This is a genomic window from Candidatus Competibacteraceae bacterium (assembly GCA_016699715.1).
In the GTDB taxonomy this organism is placed as follows: domain Bacteria; phylum Pseudomonadota; class Gammaproteobacteria; order Competibacterales; family Competibacteraceae; genus Competibacter.
In genome coordinates, this window is record CP065007.1 from 2,640,208 (window position 1) to 2,658,835 (window position 18,628).

At 60.8% G+C, this 18,628-nt stretch carries 18 protein-coding genes; 9 read left to right on the forward strand and 9 right to left on the reverse strand.

All coding sequences use genetic code 11. The features are described from left to right. The 6 genes from IPM89_11840 to IPM89_11865 form a co-directional block, all read right to left on the reverse strand. On the reverse strand, window positions 1–1,188 hold the full coding sequence (locus IPM89_11840; protein QQS53560.1) for a hypothetical protein: 1,188 nt from the start codon (window positions 1,186–1,188) through the stop codon (window positions 1–3). A 196-nt stretch (window positions 1,189–1,384) separates the two neighbouring features. Further along, on the reverse strand, window positions 1,385–2,050 hold the full coding sequence (locus IPM89_11845) for an Eco29kI family restriction endonuclease (protein ID QQS53561.1): 666 nt from the start codon (window positions 2,048–2,050) through the stop codon (window positions 1,385–1,387). After that, the gene (locus IPM89_11850) at window positions 2,047–3,219 is read right to left on the reverse strand and encodes a DNA cytosine methyltransferase (GenBank protein QQS53562.1); all 1,173 of its coding nucleotides are present in this window, start codon (window positions 3,217–3,219) and stop codon (window positions 2,047–2,049) included. Before IPM89_11850 ends, IPM89_11845 begins: the two co-directional genes overlap by 4 nt. Next, entirely contained in the window at window positions 3,197–3,736 is a 540-nt protein-coding gene (gene vsr, locus IPM89_11855; protein QQS53563.1) for a DNA mismatch endonuclease Vsr, read from the reverse strand. Before vsr ends, IPM89_11850 begins: the two co-directional genes overlap by 23 nt. Next, window positions 3,729–3,944: a helix-turn-helix domain-containing protein gene (locus IPM89_11860; protein QQS53564.1), complete on the reverse strand. Its 216-nt coding sequence runs from the start codon at window positions 3,942–3,944 to the stop codon at window positions 3,729–3,731. The genes vsr and IPM89_11860 overlap by 8 nt, the downstream gene beginning before the upstream one ends. Before the next feature lie 55 nt (window positions 3,945–3,999). Further along, window positions 4,000–5,646: a transposase gene (locus IPM89_11865; GenBank protein QQS55897.1), complete on the reverse strand. Its 1,647-nt coding sequence runs from the start codon at window positions 5,644–5,646 to the stop codon at window positions 4,000–4,002. Window positions 5,647–5,968: 322 nt separating this feature from the next. On the opposite strand from IPM89_11865, the gene ureG reads away from it, so the two are divergent. The 6 genes from ureG to IPM89_11895 all read left to right on the forward strand — a co-directional run bounded on the left by ureG (window position 5,969) and on the right by IPM89_11895 (window position 12,638). Continuing rightward, window positions 5,969–6,598, forward strand: coding sequence for an urease accessory protein UreG (gene ureG / locus IPM89_11870; protein ID QQS53565.1), 630 nt, complete (start codon window positions 5,969–5,971; stop codon window positions 6,596–6,598). 279 nt (window positions 6,599–6,877) lie between these two features. Further along, window positions 6,878–8,173: an urea ABC transporter substrate-binding protein gene (gene urtA / locus IPM89_11875; GenBank protein QQS53566.1), complete on the forward strand. Its 1,296-nt coding sequence runs from the start codon at window positions 6,878–6,880 to the stop codon at window positions 8,171–8,173. A 180-nt stretch (window positions 8,174–8,353) separates the two neighbouring features. Further along, complete coding sequence (gene urtB, locus IPM89_11880) at window positions 8,354–9,970, forward strand: urea ABC transporter permease subunit UrtB (protein ID QQS53567.1); 1,617 nt, start codon at window positions 8,354–8,356, stop codon at window positions 9,968–9,970. A gap of 4 nt (window positions 9,971–9,974) precedes the next feature. Then, a complete protein-coding gene (gene urtC / locus IPM89_11885) occupies window positions 9,975–11,063 on the forward strand; it encodes an urea ABC transporter permease subunit UrtC (GenBank protein ID QQS53568.1) in 1,089 nt (362 codons plus the stop codon). Continuing rightward, on the forward strand, window positions 11,060–11,881 hold the full coding sequence (urtD, locus tag IPM89_11890) for an urea ABC transporter ATP-binding protein UrtD (GenBank protein QQS53569.1): 822 nt from the start codon (window positions 11,060–11,062) through the stop codon (window positions 11,879–11,881). Before urtC ends, urtD begins: the two co-directional genes overlap by 4 nt. Further along, window positions 11,868–12,638, forward strand: coding sequence for an ABC transporter ATP-binding protein (locus IPM89_11895; protein QQS53570.1), 771 nt, complete (start codon window positions 11,868–11,870; stop codon window positions 12,636–12,638). The genes urtD and IPM89_11895 overlap by 14 nt, the downstream gene beginning before the upstream one ends. 7 nt (window positions 12,639–12,645) lie before the next feature. On the opposite strand, the gene IPM89_11900 is transcribed toward IPM89_11895, so the two are convergent. Continuing rightward, on the reverse strand, window positions 12,646–13,575 hold the full coding sequence (locus tag IPM89_11900; GenBank protein ID QQS53571.1) for a DegV family protein: 930 nt from the start codon (window positions 13,573–13,575) through the stop codon (window positions 12,646–12,648). 66 nt (window positions 13,576–13,641) lie between these two features. Continuing rightward, window positions 13,642–13,956, reverse strand: a complete 315-nt coding sequence (locus IPM89_11905; protein ID QQS53572.1) for a PilZ domain-containing protein — start codon at window positions 13,954–13,956, stop codon at window positions 13,642–13,644. Window positions 13,957–14,122: 166 nt separating this feature from the next. Between IPM89_11905 and IPM89_11910 the strand changes: the two genes are divergently transcribed. The 3 genes from IPM89_11910 (at window position 14,123) to IPM89_11920 (ending at window position 18,129) form a co-directional block, all read left to right on the forward strand. Continuing rightward, a complete protein-coding gene (locus tag IPM89_11910) occupies window positions 14,123–14,488 on the forward strand; it encodes a cyclic nucleotide-binding domain-containing protein (protein ID QQS53573.1) in 366 nt (121 codons plus the stop codon). Window positions 14,489–14,674: 186 nt separating this feature from the next. Further along, complete coding sequence (locus IPM89_11915; protein ID QQS53574.1) at window positions 14,675–17,227, forward strand: circularly permuted type 2 ATP-grasp protein; 2,553 nt, start codon at window positions 14,675–14,677, stop codon at window positions 17,225–17,227. Beyond that, complete coding sequence (locus IPM89_11920; protein QQS53575.1) at window positions 17,224–18,129, forward strand: transglutaminase family protein; 906 nt, start codon at window positions 17,224–17,226, stop codon at window positions 18,127–18,129. Before IPM89_11915 ends, IPM89_11920 begins: the two co-directional genes overlap by 4 nt. Window positions 18,130–18,139: 10 nt before the next feature. Here IPM89_11920 and IPM89_11925 read toward each other — a convergent pair whose 3' ends face one another. Then, complete coding sequence (locus tag IPM89_11925; GenBank protein QQS53576.1) at window positions 18,140–18,577, reverse strand: universal stress protein; 438 nt, start codon at window positions 18,575–18,577, stop codon at window positions 18,140–18,142. Window positions 18,578–18,628 lie beyond the last annotated feature (51 nt).

Below are 18,628 nucleotides of genomic sequence, written 5' to 3' on the forward strand. Positions count from 1 at the left end.
TCACCACTCGTTGTTCAGGGTCAGCCGCAGGGTGTGAATCTGTTTTTGCGCCTGGCCGTTGGCGGCGCGGGCGGGCAAATTCACATGAAACAGCAACTTGTCGGCGTCGCTCTTTTCGGGATCGGGTTGGCGCAGGGTGCCGTCGCCCAGTTGCCAGTCCGGGTCGCGGCCGTTGTCGCCGCGAATGTCGTTGCGGATCTGGCGCACGCTCTCGGCGATATCCAGGGTCACGGGCGTGTCCTTGAAGTTCTCGATCTCGTATTTCAGCGTCACCTCGTGGCGATACAGATTGCCGGCGATGCGCTGGCGCTCGTTGCGATCCACGGTGCGCCGCACGCCGATGTCGCGGGCCAGGCCCAGATAGAGTTCCCATTCGTCGTCGGGTGGGGTGAACGCGCCGCGATCCTCGCCGAGGAAGGCGCTGCCACCCTGGCCGTCGTCCTGGAAGATGCGTGCCTTGCCGTCCGGCAACGGTTCCCGGCCCAGCGGGCCGCCGGCGTTCTTAACCACGTAGTGCATCGGCACGTTGAGTTTGTCCTGGGCGCGGTCCAGATAGCCGAATTGCACCGGGTCGCAGGTGTAGGTTTTGCGCACCGGCACGGCGGCGAAGCGCTCCAACAGCACTTCCTTGGTCTCGTTCAGCCCCAGCGGTTTCTCGAAACGCTCGCCGACGCCGGCCCAGAACTGGGCGGCGTCGTAGGCTTCGTTGGCGTTGTTGTTCACCCGCAGATATTGCGCCAGATTGAGGGTCTTCTCATCGCGGTCGGCCACGGCGCGGTAGTGAAATTCCTTGCCCAGTCCGCCCAGCACATAGCTGATCCGCATGCGGGCCGCGCCGGAGGCGCTGGCGGCCACCGACCAGACCAGGGCGGTTTCGTTCGGGGGATAACTGACCGACAGCACCTTGGCGTCCAGCACCGTCTCACCCGCCGGGGCGAGAATGCGCAGCACCAGGGTATCGGGATCGATGCGGGTGTTGGCCCAGGAAAAATCCACCTGATTGACGCCCTTGACCAGGGGCACGATGCGTTCTTCCTCGACCAGGGCGATTTGCGCGTGATCGAGCTGGATTTCCACCCGCTCGCGCACTGGCAGCGTGGTGAGCTTGATGCGGGCCAGCGCGTCCGGCGGCGCCGCGCCGAGCAGCAGCAGAATACCGAGCGGATACAGCAACGGGGTTCGGTTCATCGGTCGTGACCTCCATGGGTTGAGCGGGATTCGGTATAACCATAAACGCTCGCAACCGGTTTTTGGGGTTAAGGTGCCGTGAATGGGTCGCTCGGACCGGCCGGGGTCAGACGCCGTCTGTTTTCAGGATTTCAGAGGGGTTGGGTCGATGAGATTGGTTTTGATCGGCTTCGCGCGAGGTGGCCACGAGAAAATTTCAAGCGTCGTCTTCGTTTTCGTCTTCGTCGTTCTGGGTGGAAACCGGAGGCATGGGTAGTCCGGCAAAGTAGCATTCGAGTTTGCGAGAGATTTCCGCCGGCGTGGTTTCGCCGCTGGCCAGCTTTTCCGCAAAGGCCCTGCCGGGATGTAGGACATCCCAGGATGAGCGGTACTGGGTTGCCCGGCGATTGCCTGGGTCTTTGTTGCCGAAACCGTCGATCATGATGTTCCAGATGGGCTTGAAGGTTTCGATCAGCATGTTTTCGCCCAAGGGAATCCAGATATCGTCAACCACCAGGCAGCGATAGTAAAAATCTTGCAGGTCCAGATTATGGGCTTGTTCGATGGATGCGGCGTGTTGTCGGAGGCGGTCTCGCAGGGCTGTTCCCTTGCTCGCATCGGCGGTGATGCCGCCTTTTTGTCCCCCCTTCGGGATGGCTTTGCCCACATAGATCGGCTGCCAAAACGCGTCGTTTCGATGGGGCTTCACGATGGGTTCGTAAGCCGGAAATGGGCCGATGTAGTAGATCGCATACACTCCGGCTCCTTGAAGTTCGGTGGTCTCGGTCAGGGCGACCACCGCTTGCGCCAGCCATGCTTGGGCGACACTCTTGCCAAGATTCATCTTGTCCAGCGGATTGTACGGCGATGTCTTTACGGTCATGTTGAGTGCTCAAGATGTTTCCTGACATGGCTGGCCAGCAATTCGGCCAAGCCAACCGGCACGGCGTTTCCAAGTTGTCGCATGGTTTCCGTCCAGGAGCCATGAAAGGCAAAGGTATCGGGAAACATCTGGAGTCGCGCGCTTTCCCGAACGCTTAGATAGCGCACGGTTCCATCCGGTTTGAGTAGCATGTTTTCCCCGCCGGGAACTCCATGCACACCAGCCTTGAGAGTCTTTGCCGGTTCGTCAATTGGGCTACCCGTATGGCCGGGATAACTGCGCGCTCCTCCTTGAAAACGATGATTCAAATATTTTGCCGCGGTGAGAGGATTAAATTCTGGATCAGGCAGGTCGGATAGGGCATCCCTGATAGTGCGCCATGGCATCAAAATGGGCTTTTCCTTTAATTTTTCAGCCCACCGAGGGATCGATTTCATCATTTTTATCTTGGGGTTTGGTGTTCCATGCCGTTCCCAATAGGCATTGGAATGACTCTGTTCCCAAAATAACGCTTCTTGAGAGTGTGTTGGCTCGGGAAAAGCCCATTCAATGTCTAAATCTGACCGAAATCCCACAAGGAATACCCGTTCGCGACGCTGTGGAACACCATAATCGGCGGCATTTAAAACTCTTGTCACCAATCGATATTGCAGGTCTAGGGAACTGCCATGGGTATGATGGCGTTCCAGACGGGTGAGATGAGCTGACCACTCTTCGCCCGAACGCTTTATGATCTCTGGATAAGTCAGTTGCAGACGAATGTACTCGAAATAGCTGGCGAATCCGGCCCGCGTCAATCCCTTGACATTTTCGAAAAGAAAAGCGCGTGGTCGAATTTCACGGACAGCGCGTACCGCTTCGGGAAACATATCCCTGTGATCGCCATGACCACGATGCTTTCCTCCCAGCGAGAATGGCTGGCAAGGCGGTCCGCCGGAAACCAGATCGATGCCGCCTTCAAAAGGCCGAAAATCAACCTTCCTAACGTCTTCTTCGACCAGGGGCCATTTGCATACTGGCTCCGTGCCACGACTCTGATTTTCACGAATGGTGTCACAACAATAACGATTCCATTCAATCACGGCGGTGGTCTCAAAACCAGCGTGACTTACGCCCATGCCCAGGCCACCCGCACCCGCGAAAAGTTCAATGACCTTGGCTTTGTTCATCTTCCAGAAAGCTCCTGATTTTTTCCACAAGCTTTGCGATATCGCGCAGCTCGCATTCCCATAATACCAACACTCGCCATCCATCCGCGGTAAGTTTCTTGTGATTTTCAAGATCGCGCAATCGGTTGCTCTCCAACTTGGTACACCAAAACTCCAAGCGGGATTTTGGCAGCCTCGCCAACTTGCAATTTGGATCTGGATGGCGATGCCAAAAGCAGCCATGCACGAAAATGATCTTGCGTCGCTTGGAGAAAACCAGATCGGGCTTGCCGGGGAGATTTCCGCGATGAAGGCGATAACGGTAACCCAAGCCATGCACGAGGCGGCGGACCTTCATTTCCGGTTGGGTGTCCTTTCCATGAATCCGGCTCATCCGTTCGCTGCGAGCGGCGGGTGTCAGCGTATCCGTCCGTTGGGAAGGAGCGACAGGCACGGTTCGCTCGGCCCAGTAACTGGTCCGAGCGCCTTCGTTCACCGCATCCTTGCCGTTCTCGCGATCACGCTCGCCCTCAGGCATCTCTGGGTACTTCTTCGAGGTCGTCGTCGGAGATGCTGGCGGCGCCGCCGGCTCGCACCCAGGCGTCCACATCTTCCTTCTTGAACTTCCAGAACCGCCCGACCTTATAGCCGGGCATTCCCTTGCCGCTTACCCAGGCATACACCGTGTCCTTGCTGACACCCAGATATTCGGCGATCTCATCGACGGATAACCAACGGTCTTGCATGACGGATTCCAGGAGTGGCGAGTGTGTAGTAAAAATAGTGTAACTTCTCAATAACTCACGGCACGGCCTCTGCCGCCGCCGCCCGTTCTCGAACGATCTCTGGCAAAGGGGGGATCGCACCAACCTGCCCGATCCGGTCGTTCAGGTAGTCCCAGAACGAGATCCCGAGTTTCCGGCAGGTCTTTTTCAAGCTGGCAAAGGTGTCGCGGCAGCGTCGCCCCAAGTCACTGCGCGTTCCGCCGCTGACCTTGCGCCATTTCACAAACCCCCGGATGTCGTTCTCGCTGCCATTGGTATGCAGCGGGACGTCGGGGCGCAAGAGCACCAGGAGCAACTCGGACTGATGGGTATACAGACGCTTGAGCGTGTTATTGAGGGTCGCAAAGGAGGTCTTCTGAGTGAAGAGGGCCTCGAAGCGCGCGCGCAGGGCGTCCATCGCCGCTGGATCGGGGTCGCGCTGGTACGCCTTGAGGTCGGCGTAGAGCGTCCAGAGTTCGTCGCGCACCCGTTCCTGGTCCTGGCGATGGTTCTCATCGAGCGGGATGAGTTTGTGAATCAGGCGTTCAGCATGCACCCAACACAAGGCATGCAGCAGAATGGCGAACTGCCCGGCACCGTCGCTCACGATCACCAAGTCGTGCGAGAGTCCTTTCGCGAACAGCCCGCCCACCAGGGCCCCTTCGGTGGCGATGCGGCGATGCCGTTCGGTGACCAGGCCCCAGTCGTCGAGCTGTTGCTCCCAGGCCGCGGTGGTGACCCCCTCCACCGTGGGATGCGCCATCAGGTTTTGGCAGAGCGCCTGGGGTAACCCCTGCTCGCGCCAATACGCCAACGCCTCGTCATTGAGCCGATAGACCGGTGTGCCCGCTTGTAGAAGTTGCAGAAAATTGATCCGGCTCTTGCTCTCGGTGCTGGAGAACCAGGCAAAGAAATCATTGCCAATCTGCGTGACGTAGCCGTTGCGGCCTTGATGGCGAGCCCCCGAATCATCGACCGAGATAAAGGAACTCACCGCTAGACCCACCGCAAGCAGCCGATCCTTTTCGGCAAAGAACGGCTCGTTGTGCCCGCTCAGCAGGGCATCGATCTGCCCCGCGGAGAGGTCGATGCCCCATTCCAGCAGTTGTTCGCGCAACAGCGGCTGGGTGACATGACACTGATGGTGCTGATAGAGCACGTAGGCACGTAACCCCGGACCAAAATGCCCGTCTTGCAGCGCCGGCGGCAGCTCGCCGTATAGATACTCGCCGTCGGGGGTCCGCCAAACTTCCAGCCGATAGCGGGTATTGTGCGGCTCGATCTTCAGATCCTGCACCACAAAATCCCGATACCCTTTAAAGCGGGCGCCCGCCGGCACGTCGCGGGGCGGAATCGGACACTCCTCGTGGATGATCAAGTCCTGGGTCTTGTGCCGCTTCGCCGAACCCGGCCGTTTGCCCTTCGATTCCCCGTCACCGTCACCGTCACCGTCACGGCCGTCCGTCACGTTGGGATCGGTTTGCTTCTCCATCCCGCTCGGCTTGAACGTCGGCTTCGGCTTCTCGCCCTTGAGCACCGCAATCTCATCGCGCAACTGCTGAATCGTCTCTGCTTGACGATGGATGGTCTCGGCCATCGCTTCGATCAATGCCAACAACTGCTCGACCAGCGGGGTCCGTTCCGCGTCGGGGAGGTCGGGGAGTTGGATCGGGGGAGTCGGCATGCCGGGGGGTGATTCCAGGGTGAGGATGGGAGACTCGATGGGGTACTCTAACTGAATATCGTCAGCCAAGGCCGCCATGACTTATTGAGAAGTTACAAAATAGTAGTGTTAATTGAAAGGATTGAATAGGGTTTGAACCGGTTAAGAGGGATCAAGTAGTATTGGTACACAGCCCAGATCCACGCATGCCCCTTTATGAGTCAAAATGGAATCAAATGTCGCTGGCGATTGATAAGCGATCTTCGAAAATTTGGCCAGACTGGCTGGCATATTCATTGCCCACGGATCTTTCACCCCCTTCTCCTCAACAGGTCATCCATTCATGAATCCACAACCTCTGCGGGTCGGCGTCGGCGGCCCGGTCGGTTCCGGCAAGACGGCCCTGGTCGAAGCGCTGTGCAAGGCGCTGCGCGACCGCTATCGAATCGCGGTGGTCACCAACGATATTTACACCTACGAAGATGCCCAGTTTCTCACCCGTGCCCAGGCGCTGGAGCCGGAACGGATCGTCGGAGTGGAAACCGGGGGTTGCCCACACACCGCGATTCGCGAGGACGCCTCGATGAATCTGGCGGCGGTGGCGCAGTTGTGCGAGCGTTTTCCCGATCTGGATCTGGTGATGGTCGAATCCGGCGGCGACAATTTGAGTGCCACCTTCAGCCCGGAATTGTCGGATCTCACGATCTACGTGATCGATGTGGCGGCCGGCGACAAAATCCCGCGCAAGGGCGGACCCGGCATCACCCGCTCTGATCTGCTGGTGATCAATAAGATCGATCTTGCGCCCCATGTTGGTGCATCACTGGAGGTCATGGAGCGCGATGCGGGAAAAATGCGCGCTGATAAGCCGTTCGTCTTTACCAATCTCAAAACCCGGCAGGGGCTGGAGCAGGTGATCGATTTCATCGTTGAGCGGGGGATGCTCGGCGCGGAACGCGGCCCGGCGGATTAATTCGCCGATCGTGTTCCAAGCGGATGCCCGCACCCATTCCGTTCTCCGAATGCACCTGTTTGAAACTCAGCCCCGATCCTTACGACCGCCTTCGCCCCGCTTTGCCGCAATAAGGCCGCGCCTTGCACCATGACAAGGCGCGACTGTTTTGCCCGCAACGTACAGTCCAAATCAATCGATTGAATATCATTGATATTGTGGTTTGGCACGGCGTTTGATGAAGCGCCCTCTGGGTCCGCATCCGGGCGGGCCGGTCAATCACCACATTGAGGGCTGCGCATGACAAAGACAATGCCGAAGTTATCCCATTGGCTGCTGGCCGGCGCGCTGGCGCTGGGCACCACACTGGCCCATGCCGCCGATACCATTAAGGTTGGGGTGCTGCACTCGCTGTCGGGGACGATGGCGATCAGCGAAACCACGCTCAAGGACACCGTCCTGATGCTGATCGATGAGCAGAACAAGAAGGGCGGCCTGCTCGGCAAGAAACTGGAAGCGGTGGTGGTCGATCCGGCCTCGAACTGGCCGCTGTTCGCCGAGAAGGCGCGCGAATTGTTGCAAAAGGATAAGGTGGCGGTGGTGTTCGGCTGCTGGACTTCGGTGTCGCGCAAGTCGGTGTTGCCGGTGTTCGAGGAACTGAACGGTATCCTGTTCTACCCGGTGCAATATGAAGGCGAAGAGTCGTCGCGCAATGTGTTCTACACCGGCGCCGCCCCCAACCAGCAGGCCATCCCGGCGGTGGATTACCTAATGAACGACCTGGGCGTGGAGCGCTGGGTGTTGGCCGGTACCGACTACGTCTACCCGCGTACCACCAACAAGATTCTGGAAGCCTACCTCAAGGCCAAGGGCGTCAAGGAAGAGGACATCATGATCAACTACACGCCGTTCGGTCATTCCGACTGGCAGTCTATTGTTTCCGACATCAAGAAGTTCGGTTCCGCCGGCAAAAAGACCGCCGTGGTCTCCACCATCAACGGTGACGCCAATGTGCCGTTCTACAAGGAACTGGGTAACCAGGGCATTTCCGCCACCGACATTCCGGTCGTCGCCTTCTCGGTCGGCGAGGAAGAACTGTCCGGCATCGATACCAAGCCGCTGGTGGGTCATCTCGCCGCCTGGAACTACTTCATGAGCATCAAGAACAAGGCCAACGATGCCTTCATCAAGCAGTGGCACACCTTCATCAAGGACAAGAAACGCGTCACCAACGACCCGATGGAAGCCACCTACATCGGTTTCAATATGTGGGTGAAGGCGGTGGAAAAGGCCAAGAGCACCGATCCCGACAAGGTGATCGACACCATGGTCGGCATCGAGTATCCCAATCTGACCGGCGGCGTGGCCAAGATGCTGCCCAACCATCACTTGACCAAGCCGGTGTTCATCGGCGAGATCCAGGCCGACGGGCAGTTCGATGTGGTGTGGAAGACCAAGGGTCTGGTGCCGGGCGACGCCTGGTCCGACTACCTGCCGGGTAGCAAGGATATTACCGCCGACTGGGCCGATCCCAAGATCAAGTGCGGCAATTACAACACCGTCACCAAGAAGTGTTCGGGCCAGAATTACCAGTAATCTCTCCGGTCCCCTCTGGGTTGATCTTCAAAAAATGATCGGGTGGCGCCGGCTTCAATCACCCCGGCGCCATGCGCGCCCCGCCTTGGCCAAGGAAGCTAAAAGCCACCCGATCCATTTCCGCAAGTTCAGCAAAGAGGGGGGATTTCTCACTCACTCCTCCGATGAGAAGCGCTCCTTATGGTATTCCGCACGTCGTTTCGCGCCGGGCTGACCGGTCTTGCCCTGCTGTTGCTGACGCTCTTCGCGGCATCCTCCGTCCGCGCCGCCGATGACGACGCACTGCGGACTATCTTGACGCAACTCCGCGAAGCCGATTTCACCGAAAAGGCGGCCTTGATTGAAACTCTGGTGGGTATGGATCATCCCCGAGTCGCCGCAATCCTCAGTGCGTTACCCGAAAGTCGCCTGTACTACCAGGAAGAAGGCGACCGGATGGTGATCGGTCTGGGCGACGGTACCGAGATTGCCATTGAGGATGCCATTACCGCTGAGGCATTGGGGCAAGCCGTCAAGCGTGATCTGGATCGCATCCGGGTCAACAATCGCCTGCGCAGCCTGATCGAAGACCGTTTGGCCAGCCTGGGCTTGTCCAGCGCCGATCCACAACAGCGGCGGGCGGCGGTCGAAGCCTTCCTGCGCAATCCCAAACCGGAAGGCGCGGCGCGGCTGAAGGCGCGGTTGGCGGTGGAGTCCGACAAGAAAATCCAGGAATTATTGACGGCGGCCTTGGCGTTGGTCGATCTGGCGAGTTCCGACGCCGCCGCGCGCGCGCAAGCCGCCAAGGCGCTGGGCGGATGGACGCAAGCAGAGATGCGCGGCCCGTTGCTGCGGGTGGCCGCCGAAGACAGCGACGCCACGGTGCGCGAGGCCGCCAAGGCCGCGCTGGCCAAGACCGAATTCCGGTTGCAATTGCTCGGCTGGGCGGAAACCCTGTTCTTCGGCTTGTCGCTGGGTTCGGTGTTGATTCTGGCGGCCATCGGACTGGCCGTCACTTTCGGGGTGATGGGCGTCATCAATATGGCCCACGGCGAGTTGATGATGCTGGGCGCTTATACCACATGGCTGACCCAGCAATATCTGCCGGTCAATTGGTCGCTGCCGGTGGCGGTACCGCTGGCCTTTCTGGTGGCCGCGCTGGTGGGTATCGCCATCGAGCGCAGCGTAATCCGTTTTCTTTACGGTCGGCCGCTGGAAACGTTGCTGGCCACCTTCGGGATCAGCCTGATCCTGCAACAGGCGGTACGTTCGATTTTTTCCCCCCTCAACCGCTCGGTGGCGACCCCGGACTGGATGAGTGGCACGATCCTGCTCGGCCCCCTGGAGGTCACGCTCAATCGCTTGGTGATCATCGGTTTTTGCATCGCGGTGTTTGCCCTGCTGTGGCTGGCCCTGCAACGTACCCGGCTGGGCTTGGAGGTACGGGCGGTGGCGCAGAACCGGGCGATGGCGCGGGCGATGGGCGTTCGTTCGGCGCGGGTGGATGCGCTGACCTTCGGCTTGGGCAGCGGTATCGCCGGCGTGGCCGGGGTCGCGCTGTCGCAACTGACCAATGTCGGCCCCAATCTGGGGCAGAACTACATTGTGGATTCGTTCATGGTGGTGGTATTCGGCGGGGTCGGCAACCTGTGGGGCACGATGGTCGCCGGGCTGTCGCTGGGCGTCGCCAACAAACTGCTGGAGCCCTGGTCCGGCGCGGTGCTGGCCAAGATCCTGGTGCTGGTGTTCCTGATTCTGTTCATCCAGAAACGCCCGCGCGGATTGTTCCCGCAGCGTGGGCGGGCGGCGGAGATCTGAACCCATGCATCTCCCCTCTTGGCTCGTCTCCGATCGCGCCGGACTGGTGTTGCTGACCGTGCTGCTCATCCTTGGCATCGCTGTTCCGGTTCTCAATCTGTTGGTGCCACCCGATCACCCACTGCATCTGACCGCTTATACCGTCACCCTGCTCGGCAAATATCTCTGCTACGCCCTGCTGGCGGTGTCCATCGATCTGGTGTGGGGCTACATGGGTATCCTGAGTTTGGGCCACGCCGCTTTCTTCGCCCTGGGTGGCTACTGTTTCGGTATGTACCTGATGCGCCAGATCGGGACGCGCGGAGTCTATGGCGATCCGCTGTTGCCCGATTTCATGGTGTTTCTGAACTGGTCGGAGCTGCCCTGGTACTGGCATGGCTTCGACAGCTTCGGGTTCGCGGCGCTGATGGTACTGGTCGTGCCCGGCCTGCTGGCTTTCGTGTTCGGCTGGTTCGCCTTCCGCTCGCGGGTGTCGGGCGTCTACCTGTCGATCATCACCCAGGCGCTGACCTACGCACTGATGCTGGCCTTCTTCCGCAACGAGATGGGCTTTGGCGGCAACAACGGCTTGACCGATTTCAAGGATGTGCTGGGCGTCCCACTGCATGACGACGGAACCCGCATCGTGTTGTTCGTGCTGTCCGCCCTGGCCTTGGCCGGCGGTTATCTTTTGTGCCGCTGGCTGGTCTCGACCCGCATGGGCCGGGTGCTGGTGGCGATCCGCGACAGCGAGGACCGCGCCCGCTTTCTCGGCTACCGGGTGGAACGGGTCAAGGCGCTGGTGTTCACCCTGTCGGCGATGCTGGCCGCGGTGGCCGGGGCGCTGTACGTGCCGCAGGTTGGCATCATCAATCCCGGCGAATTCGCGCCGCTGAACTCCATCGAGGCGGTGATCTGGGTCGCGGTCGGCGGGCGCGGCACGCTGGTTGGCGCGGTGATCGGCGCGGTGCTGGTCAACTACGCCAAAACCTGGTTGACCGGGGCCTTGCCGGAAGTCTGGCTGTTCGCCCTGGGCGGATTGTTCGTGGCGGTCACGGTGTTATTGCCCTACGGTTTAATCGGCTTGCTGCGGCGCAAGGAGAAGACGGCATGAGCGAATTCGTCTCGGACCTGGATGCGGCGGGTCTGCATACGCCGGTTGGCCCGGTCGATGCGACCCACGGCATCCTGCTGTATCTGGAAGAGGTCAGCGTCAGTTTCGACGGCTTCAAGGCCATCGATAAGCTGTCGCTGTATATCGGCGATGGCGAACTGCGCTGCATCATCGGTCCCAACGGCGCCGGCAAGACCACCATGATGGATATCATCACCGGTAAAACCAAGCCGGACAGCGGGCGGGTGTTTTTCGGCCAGACCATCGATCTGCTCAAGCTGGACGAACCGGCGATTGCCCGGATCGGCATCGGCCGCAAGTTCCAGAAACCGACCGTGATCGAACCGCTGACCGTGCTGGAGAATCTGGAACTGGCGATGTCGGGCGCCAAGCGGTTGCGCGGGTTGCTGTCCACCCGATTGAGCGGCGAAGAACGCGACCGCATCGGTGCGGTGTTGGAACAGGTCGGTCTGTCCGAACACGGCGGGCGCCGGGCTGGCATTCTGGCGCACGGCCAGAAGCAATGGCTGGAAATAGGCATGCTGTTGATGCAGGAGCCGCGTCTGTTGCTGGTGGACGAGCCGGTGGCCGGCATGACCCCGGCGGAGATGGAGCGTACCGCCGAGCTGCTGCGCTCGCTGGCCGGCGCGCACTCGGTGGTGGTGGTCGAACACGACATGGGCTTCGTCCGCTCCATCGCCGATCAGGTGACCGTGTTGCATCAGGGACGGGTGCTGGCGGAGGGACGGCTGGAGGAGTTGCAGGTCGATCCCATGGTCATCGAAGTCTATTTGGGAGCCGGCGATGCTTACCATTAACGGTCTGAACCAGTATTACGGCGAATCCCATACCCTGTGGGATCTGGGGCTGGAGGTGCCGGAAGGCGCGGTGATCAGCCTGATGGGCCGCAACGGCGTGGGCAAGACCACGCTGCTGAAGTGCCTGATGGGCTTGCTGCCGATCCGCTCAGGCCAAATCACTTTCGCCGGCGAAGATCTGAGTCGTTTGCCGGCGGAACGGCGGGCGCCGCTCGGCATCGGCTACGTGCCGCAGGGCCGCCAGATCTTTCCGCTACTGACCGTGGAGGAAAACCTGAAAATCGGCCTGGCGGCCAATCCCCGCCGCTTGCGGCGCATCCCGGAATTGATTTTCGAAATGTTCCCGGTGCTCCAGACCATGCTCAAGCGGCGCGGTGGCGATCTATCCGGCGGCCAGCAGCAGCAACTGGCCATCGGCCGCGCCCTGGTGCTGGAACCGCGCCTGTTGATCCTGGACGAGCCCACCGAGGGTATCCAGCCCAACGTGGTCCGGGAAATCGGTCGGGTGATCCGTCGGCTGAATCAGGAGCAGATCGACCGAAGCCGCGAGCAGGCCACCATCGTTCAGGAGATCGGTGTGGCGGTGCAGCGCTTGAATCGGGAGTTGGGTATGACCGTGCTGTTGGTCGAGCAGAAGCTGCCGTTCGCCCGTTGGGTCGCCCAGCAGTTCTGTATTGTCGACAAGGGCCGGGCGGTGGCCACCGGAGCGATTGCCGATTTGAATGACGATCTGGTGCGGCAATATTTGACGGTGTGAACGGGATTCAGTCGGCGGCGTAAGCCAGCGATAGCGCGCCAGGGCCGATGCTGGCGCCACCGGTCGCGCTCATGATGGATACCATGACTTCAATGCCCCACTGGCGAGTGTACCGTTCGAATTCGACAAAGCAGGGCTTCTGTCTGAGCGCTTGCGGGTCACCGGCGTAACTGATCGCCACCAATGGGGTTTTCAGGCCCAGTTCGACCGTTTTCCGAGCATGATCGAGCAGCTTCGACAAGGCCTTGTCGAAACCGCGCCCCTTGAACGCCGGTTCGATTTCGCCATCGAAACAGCGGGCCACCGGTTTGTTGCCGAGCAACCCATCCAGGTGAGACTCTGGAAACGTCATGCGCATTTCCTCATTATCCTTTGCCCAGTTGCGCGCATAGGCCAAGTCTCCGGGCAGAATGTAGCAGCGCACGTACCGCCGGAACTCCTCGATCCGTCGGCGCAATTCGTTGAAGGCCAAATCCTGATCCCGAAGCAGCCGAATCACCGCATCGGCCAGCACCGCCTCACCGGCGAAAACGGTTCTACTGTCGAGCACGTTCAGATGGAACGGCGTCAGCAGTCCGGCCAGCCGGCGCTTTTCACGGTAGCCGCGCAGGATGGCGAAATAGGCCTCGGTCGCGTTCTGAAACAAGGTGCTGAGGGTTTGCGAGAGAGTGATCAGGATCGCCCGGTCGTGCTCGACCACCCATCGGTCCAGAAACAGTGCGGCGATAGCGTCGGCCGGACAAGGTTCGTTGGTCGCCTTCAGATTCGGCGACGCGGCGTAACGGTGAAAAAAAGCCAGACTCAGATTGATATCCCGCGTATCGGAAAATACTTGATCGCCCAGGATCAGTTTGTTGGGCAACACCCTTAAGCGATGTTGCCGCACGTAAGCATCCGGCAAATCGCAGGTCGCGTCGATCACCACCACGGTTTTCATGCCGACGCCACTCCAGCGCCGCGATGGCGGTCTGTTTGGCGGGCATCCGGCGACCGGACGGGAGGCTCAGCCAACATGGGGGTTGTTGTAGAGTGCTTCGAACCGACAACCGTAACCGAACCACCCGTCCTTCTTGGTGGGGTCGACGCGCACGATCGTGGCCATTGCCTCCAGTTCGATCTCCGCCAATTCGTCCGAGTGGATGAAGAGGTACAGCGTCGTCCCGACCGGTAGTTCCTGCTCGGTCCACAACAAGACTCCCCCCCCGCCGATATTGCCCATCACGCCCTCGTTCAATATCTCGGTGCCGGCAATCCTGTACTGGATCGCGGCGTTGATTTCGGTGCGGGCAAATTGCCGTTTTTCGACACAACCGGGCATGAGCGCACTCCGAATGGATTTTGGGAAAGCCGGGGCGATGTCTGGAGCGTGCCCTATCACACCTCCGCAAAGTCGGTTAAACTGCCGCGAAATTATCGCACCAACCGTTTGGCAAGCCAAGGCGCGGATATCCCCATCGACCCTCCGCACGATGAGACACCGATCCATGCGCAACCAGGATCTTTTTAACCAGCTTGAAGAAAACCGTTCTTTCACGGCCGGCCAGACCATTTTCCGGGAAGGCGAGCCGGGCGATAACCTCTATATCGTGGTGGAAGGCGAGGTCGACATCCTGATGAATGGCGGCCATGTTCTGGAAACCGTGGGTCCTGGCGGCATTCTCGGAGAACTCGCGCTGGTCGATGACAAACCCCGCAGCGCCACGGCCATCGCCCGCACCGGCTGCGTGTTGGCGCCCGTCAGCCGGACGCACTTTCTGGCTCTGGTCCGGCTGACGCCTTCCTTTGCCATCCAGGTCATGCGGGTCATGGCCGAACGGTTGCGCCATACCACCAACCAACTCCGCGACTGATCGCGCGGCCAGCCGCTGGCCCGGCCGCTCGGTTCGGACCGGGTTGTCCTCGCGCTTGAAACCGCTTTTTCGCATGACGCCGCACGATACCCCCAGCTTTCCGGCCAGCCGCGCGCCGAAGCCGCTTCGGTCATGGCCGTACGACCGGTAAGCGGTATCGCAGTAGCCTCCTCCATGGAAACTTGCATGCCTGAAGCCTCTGTCGCCTATCAAGATGATTCGAATCTGGCCGGCAACAGCCCGCTGCTGGGCGACTACCCGGTCGCCGAGTCCGGCTACGACGAAATGTTCGCGGCGCCCGGTCTGTTGCGCCCCCATTGGGGCGATATGGCGCGGGCGTTGGAGGGAATCGGTGGCGTGGAACTGGAGCGCCAGCATTCCGAAATCCAACGTCTGCTGCAATCGGATGGAGTGACCTACAATACCTACAACGATCCGCGTGGCTCGCTGCGGCACTGGCTGGTCGACCCCATTCCGTTACTGATGACCGGCGAGGAATGGAACGTGCTGGCAGCCGGGCTGGAGCAGCGCTCGCGGCTGCTGAACGCCCTGCTGGCCGATCTTTACGACCGACGGTTGGCGATTCGTCAGGGCTGGTTGCCGCCGGAGCTGATCTATGCCCACCCCGGTTTTCTACCGTCCTGCCATCAGTCGCTGCCGGCTGGCTGCCGCTGGCTGACCTTTCACGGCGTGGACCTGGCCCGCGGGCCGGACGGCGCATTCCGGATCCACGGAGACCGTGCCCAATCGCCGTCCGGCGCCGGTTACACACTGGAAAACCGGGTCATTCTGGCACGAGCCTTGCCGATGCTGTACCGCGACGCGCCCTTGCGTCGGCTGGCCAGTTTTCTGGAAACCGAACGGGCCACGCTGGCTGGCATGGCGCGCCATAACCCAGACAGCCCGCATGTCGTACTGCTGACGCCCGGTCCCAATAGCCCGGTCTATTTCGAACATGCCTACTTGGCCAACTATCTGTCGCTCAGCTTGGTCGAGGGCGAGGATCTGGTGGTGCGCGACGGCCGAGTCTGGCTGAAAACCCTCGGCGGGTTGCGACCGGTGGACGTGATCCTGCGGCGGGTATCGGACGCGTTCTGCGACCCGCTGGAACTACGCGGCGATTCCCTGTTGGGCATTCCCGGACTGCTGCAAGCAGTGCGCGGCGGTCATGTCGCGCTGGCCAATGCCCTGGGTAGCGGCCTCATCGAAAATCCTGGACTGGCCGCTTTCCTGCCGCTGCTGTGCCGGCATCTGCTGGGCGAGGATCTCAAACTGCCGTCGCTGGCCACTTGGTGGTGCGGCGACCCGGCCGAACGCAGTTACGTGTTGGCGAATCTGGATCGACTGGTGGTGCGCTCGATCCTGGCGGACGGGCCGTGCTGGGACGGCAGCCAGCTCGACGCGGCGGCCCGCGCGCGGCTGGTCGAGCGGATTCACGCCAATCCATATCGCTTTGTCGGTCAGGAGCCGCTGCCGCTGTCCACCGCGCCGGTGCTGGAAGAAGGCCGGCTGATGCCGCGACCGGTGATCCTGCGCGGCTTCGTGGTCGCCGACGGCGACGGTTATCGAGTCATGCCCGGCGGATTGGCCCGGGTCTCGTCTGGCCTGGACACGCTGCAAGCTTCGCTGCAAAACGGCGGCATCAGCAAGGACTGGTGGGTGCTGGCACCAACCCCTCAACGCCATGTCAGCTTGTTGCGACAATCCTACGGCCCGATCGTGGTGACTCGCGATGGCAGTGATCTGCCCAGCCGGGTTGCCGATGACCTGTATTGGATGGGTCGCTACCTTGAACGGCTCGACAGCACCGCGCGGTTGTTGCGCGAAGCGTTCGGGCGGTTGCTGGAATGGGAGCAGGACAACACCGACGAGCGCTGTTTGGACGACCTGCTCGATGCCCTGGAAATCCCAGTGCCGCCGGTGGCGGAATCGCCGCGCGCTCGGTTCTTCACGCTGCGCCAGGAACTGCTCGACCTGATTGCCGATTCGGAGCACCCCAGCAGCATGCAGGCGCTGTTCGATGGCTTGCTGCGAACCGGCCGCGCGGTGCGCAATCATCTGGGCGACGATAGCTGGCGCTTGCTGAATCGTTTGCAGCAAAGCATCCAGGAGCCACCCAAAGGATTGGGTGCCCGCCAGGCACGGGAGCTGCTGGAAGAAGATCTGATGCTGATGGCGGCGTTTTCCGGGCTCAGCAATGAAACCATGCCTCATCATCATGGTTGGCTGTTCTTCGACATCGGCCGCCATCTGGAACGAGTGCTGCACACCTTGGATCTGTTTAAGCTGGCTTTCATTACCGCCCGCAATCCAGGGTTGCCACTGTGGGAGGTGGTGCTCACCCTCACCGACAATCTGACTGCCTACCGTCGCCGCTATCGCTCCGCGCTGCATCCGACCGCGATCATCGATCTGTTGCTGTTCGATGAAGGCAACCCCCGGTCGGTCGGCTATCAGTTGCAGCGGCTGCAACACAACATCGGTCGGCTGCGCCGGTCGGTGAGTTCCACGTATCGCAACGCCGAGGAACGCTTGATTCTGGAAGCCTTCACCACCCTGCGCCTGGCCGATATCGAAGCCTTGGCGACGCTCTCCCACGACAGCACCCGCTCCAGCACCGAACTGAGCCGCTTGCTGGACGCGCTGCACACCCCATTGTCGAGCCTGTCCGACGCCCTGACCCACAGCCATTTCAGCCACGCCGAAGTGCCCCGGCAACTGATCACCATGCAGCCGTGAAGTACACCATCACCCATCGTACGCTCTACCATTACAGCAGCGGTGTCGCTCTGTGCCACAACCAGGCGTGGTTGCTGCCGCGGGAAGCGAGCTGGCAGTGTTGCCGGCCCAGCCGCATCACCATTCAACCACGGCCGGCGTTATCCGCCGAGCGGCAGGATTTTTTTGGCAATCGAGTGCTGTATTTTGCGATCCAGGACATTCATCAGCGTCTTGAAGTCACCCTTGTCACCGAGGTCCAGGTACTGGATGCCCGGCCGTTCGGTCCGTCCAGCCCATCCATGGCCTGGGAACAGGCGTGCAAGATGCTAAGGGAAGATCCGGACCCCGAAATCATCGAGGCCCGGCTGTTCGTGCTGGATTCGCCGTTCGTGAGCCTGCATTCGACCTTCCGCGAGTACGCTGAACCCAGCTTCCCGCCGGGGCGGCCGCTGCTGGAGGCCATGGCGGATCTGAACCGGCGCATCAATCAGGAATTTACTTACGATCCGCACTTCACGACAACGGCGACTCCGTTGGGCGAAGTCCTGAGCGAGCGACGCGGAGTCTGCCAGGATTTCGCTCATCTGGGGATTGCCTGCCTGCGGGCGTTGGGTCTGGCGGCGCGCTACGTCAGCGGCTATTTGGAAACCATACCGCCACCAGGTCAGCCGCGGCTGGTCGGCGCCGATGCATCGCACGCCTGGTTGGCGGTTTATGTTCCCGGCACCGGCTGGGCGGAGTTCGACCCGACCAACGACTGCATACCGGGAGAGCGGCACGTCACCTTGGCCTGGGGCCGGGATTACGGCGATGTCGCGCCGCTCACCGGGGTGATGACCGGCGGCGGCTCGCACTCGCTGGAAGTATCGGTGGATGTGGAACCACACACGGAATCGGCCTTGAAAGGCGAGCAGGGATAGGTGAATTCCATCAAATCCGCACCGCCAGCACGTCGCATGGAGCACCATGCAGCACGGCGTTGGCGGTCGATCCCAACAGCAGCGCCAAACCGTGGCGTCCGTGGCTACCCACCACGATCAGGTCAACGTCGTGCTCCCGAGCGGCGTCGAGAATGCCCTCCTTGGTGGAAGGGGCGCTGACCACCCATTGTGCGGCGCCTTCCGTTTTCAGGCGGCGTGCCATTTCGCCAAGCGCCTTCCGTGCTTCTCCCAACAGCGCCTCGTCGGGTAAATCCGGCAATACCGGCAGCAACTCATAACCGCCGCCCAAGCTGATATTTACATCCTCGATTACATGGATCAGGCTCAATCGAGCACCATATTGGTGGGCGATGTCCTTGGCGCGCGCGCCGACCCGCAAGGCTTCGTCGGCAAAGTCGGCGGCGAATAAAATGTGTTGGTAAGCCATCTCACTTCCTCCCGAGTTATTTCACCCAATGGACTTGAACCGGCTACCATG